This window comes from Azoarcus indigens, from assembly GCF_004361735.1.
Classification (GTDB): domain Bacteria; phylum Pseudomonadota; class Gammaproteobacteria; order Burkholderiales; family Rhodocyclaceae; genus Azoarcus; species Azoarcus indigens.
In genome coordinates this window covers 1-3,375 of record NZ_SNVV01000053.1, presented here as the reverse complement: position 1 = coordinate 3,375, position 3,375 = coordinate 1, and the positions used below count along the sequence as shown (strand labels likewise).

Below are 3,375 nucleotides of genomic sequence, written 5' to 3'. Positions count from 1 at the left end.
CCGCGGCCCCCACCCCGATCACCGCGGAGAGTTGATTAACCCAGGGGGTCAATTCCAGATGTCGTCAGGGGGTTAAATCCTCGTGTCGCTTGACAGGCGGTGAAGGCGGCACAACCCCGTTGGGGTTGCGGCGAGCAAAATCGACCAGATCGCGCGGGTAGAAAGGCATTTCGCGATAGCTGCTGTCGTCGATGTCTAGTAGCCAGGTGACGGCGGCGGCCTCCCAGGACCAGTAACCGTAAAAACCGGCATCCGTTCGCGTTTCCAGTGCATGTTGGTCGATATAGGGTTCGCGGCGGCTGGCGTGGTACCACTCGTCCAGGTACTTGGCCATCAGAGCGGGGCGCTTGTCCGGCGCGGCTCCGAAGATCTTGAACAGCTTGCGATAGGGCAGGTGGCGGGTCGCCGTGTCCGGCGGAGAACCCCGGTCGGGTACGAAGGGCGCCACAAGGCGTTCGAGCAGGCCGTCGCGCACGCCCATGGCTTCGTTTCCGTAATCGAGGAAAGTCATGACATGCTGCATCTCGACTGCATGGCCGCTCAGGAGGCCAAAGCAGACTAGGGGCAAGGCAACTCTGGCGTAGTCTTCGGTACGCAAGGCCGCATGAGGCGTGATGTAATCATCGGCCTCCGGGCTGCGGTGGTAAGCCTCATGGAAGCCCGCGAACTCCTCCGCCCACGCCAGGGCATAGGGCCACACCTCGGCGAACAGTTCCACCGGCGCTCCGGCGGAGTACTGCAGGCTGAGCCAGTCCAGCACATCCCACAAGCGTCGCCGGGTCGAAGTCATCAAGCCGCCCGGCTTGGCCTTGGCCGCATGCTTGGGTAGTTCGGTGGTGATCATCGCCATGCCACCGAGTTTGGTGCTGGCGCGGCGCTCGTATGTGACGTAGCGCAAATACGGCTCGCGGCGTTGTTCGAAGCGCGTCGCCGGCACCTGCCAACCGGTCCAGCGCTGCCAGTCGATGGGAGGAAGTGCTTGCATGAGGCTCACTCCCTGAGCATATGGGTAGGAATCACGAATTCGGTGCCGATCTGGTGGCTGACGGCACCCTTGCCACAGCAGGGCGCCACTCTCCCCTTCGATCTATCGTGCAGGTTGTGGTTGGGGCCGACCACGGTGATCAGGCTGCGGTCGTAGGGGCATCTGGCCAACTGCTTTTGTAGCGTCTCGCTCTCGAAAGAAACGGTTGTGCCAAGTTTGAATTCGGCACTCTCCCAGGCTTCGATCTTGTCGAGCAACGTTTCGTGCTCTGGAAGAAGTCCCGCGCCATTGATCTTTCGAGAGATCCAGAGGTGACTTAATTGCCTGCCATCGCTAATCGTGGGTTTGTTGAGCGCACGCTTTAACTGTTTCTCATCTTCCTCCCCCAAATAGACATCCACCCCATACCTCAGCGCGTCGAAAACTTGCTTCGGCGTTTCCAGCTTGTGCGAACTTTTACCCGTGCCTTTGGTGTCGCTGATCCGGTAGGGCAGGGGCAGGCGGGTGCTGTGCCAGACGTGATCGATGCCTTTATGGCCGGCAACGGAAGCCCCATCTGGCTGCTGCATTTCGTAAAGCAGGCCATGGGCGTTGATCTTCTGCCGACTCTTCTGTCGTCGGGAGAAGTAGTAGTCAGCGATATGCTCCCCGGATACCCCCAGCTGATGCCGGCTGCGCGAGGATTTTTCGCTTTGCCGTTGCTGGGCATTGGCTTGGCCTTGGCGTGGCGCTGCAGTTCCACCGGTATTGGCGGGCAGCTCATGATTGCGCGGTGCTGGCGCCCGGGAGCCCGGGGCCGGGCGGGCCGGCGCATGCGCGCGCGCCGGCACATGGGCCGTCGTGTTGGGCAGGGGCTGGGCCATGGCATGCATGTGCGCCGCCTCCAGTGTGCTCATGGCCTCGCTGATTTTCTGCTGAGCTTTGGCCTTGATGGCATTGAGCCGGCCGCGGAGTTCCTGCAAGCCTCTCTTGTCCAGTATCCAGCGAGCTGCATAGGTATCCAGCAGGCCGACAATGCCGCTGATGATCTTGTTGGTATTGGTAATGAGTTCCCTGGTATAGGCCGGCCAATCCAATTCCCGGAACCACTTCTCGATATTGCCTCGTACAGTGGTGGGCAGGCTGTCCAGAATGCGGGCCATGGCTCTGCCATTGCGCAGCATGCGGAAAGCATTTTTGAGGGCATCGCCGAAGCCCGGAATGACAGCGACGAGGCTAAGCACCAACTCCATCCAGTTGTCAGCCTCATCGCTATCTTTGGTCAATCGATGAATCGCCCGCAGGATGTTATAGACGTCGACTGCCTGACCCACGCCCGGTACACAGCCGAGTACGACGCTGACCACCATTTGCGACAGGCTCTCTCCCCTTCCTTCCACTACCTCCTGAACCCAGACGAGTATCTCGGCCAGGGTGTCCTCCTCGGCCATCTTCAGGTAATCGTTTGTCACTGTGCATGCTCCGGTGCATCGTCCCTAATCGGAATTTCTTCGTGGCTACCGTCAGGCTCCCCTGCTTGATCATCCTGGGCCGCAGACCATTCGCCTTCGTACTGGTAGTCTTCAACCAGGTCGTCGTAGTCCACATTGGCGATTGCCTTAATTTCGTCGGGAAAATAGAGGTCCGCCAGATACTCGGATTCCAGCTTGCGGTAGCGTTCAAGCGCAGCGTGAGCCTCTGCAGGCGTCGTGATTTGAACTCCGTGCAGTGGATTAACCTGCGGCTCGTTGTAAGCGAATGCCTCTCGCTGGTCGAAGCCGAAGTAAATGCGGCTAGGTGCGGGCGGATTCTCAATCCAGGCGCATCCAGCCCCATCCAGCACACCCCGCTTCGTTGAGCCGTCTTCGAAAACGATGCAGTACGGCGCATCGACGACCGGTTTTAGGTCGCTGTAGGCATAGCGGATGTTCAACGCACGTGGCATTTGAAAGGAGCTGACAACCCAACTGGGCAAGTCGGTGGTGTCCCCCTGGGGAGCAAGGAAATTGTGCTTGCCAGCCTTGACGATGAATTCACCCGGCATTCCCAGTTCGAGGTTGCCGTCGGCCAATTTCAGGTAAGCCCCGCCGCAGAGCAAGGTAACGTGCCGGTCCGCTGCAAGCAGCACATGCTGCTGACTGGCACTGATCTCCACGCTCTGGTCCGCCTCCACCCGGAGGCTGTTGTGCTGGGCCTGCAGCAGCAACTCCCCCTGGTGGGCGATATGGCGCATGTCGCCCGCCTGGGCGAAGGTGCCCAGGCCGTTGCCGGCGTTGAGCACCATGCGCTCGCCCGCGCTGAGCTGCAGCTGCTGCCGGGCGGCGGCATCCAGGAACTCGTCCGCCCCCAGGGCGATGCTGCGCCCGCTGCCCAGGGCGATGCCGGCCGGCGCCGAGAGCGCGATCACCGGC

General features: G+C 60.9%; 3 protein-coding genes. All 3 read right to left on the bottom strand.

Going from position 1 to position 3,375, the window contains the following annotated elements:
• Positions 1–64: 64 nt before the first annotated feature.
• Complete coding sequence (locus tag C7389_RS24560; RefSeq protein ID WP_133595292.1) at positions 65–985, bottom strand: PoNe immunity protein domain-containing protein; 921 nt, start codon at positions 983–985, stop codon at positions 65–67.
• A gap of 5 nt (positions 986–990) precedes the next feature.
• A complete protein-coding gene (locus C7389_RS24555) occupies positions 991–2,436 on the bottom strand; it encodes a hypothetical protein (protein WP_211168618.1) in 1,446 nt (481 codons plus the stop codon).
• A partial coding sequence (locus C7389_RS24550) for a DUF2345 domain-containing protein (RefSeq protein ID WP_133595291.1) occupies positions 2,433–3,375 on the bottom strand: 943 nt, incomplete at its 5' end. The genes C7389_RS24555 and C7389_RS24550, both read right to left, overlap by 4 nt.

Excerpts from the sequence above, each read along its gene's own strand:
- C7389_RS24560 (WP_133595292.1), bottom strand. The coding sequence starts at position 985 with ATGCAAGCACTTCCTCCCATCGACTGGCAGCGCTGGACCGGTTGGCAG.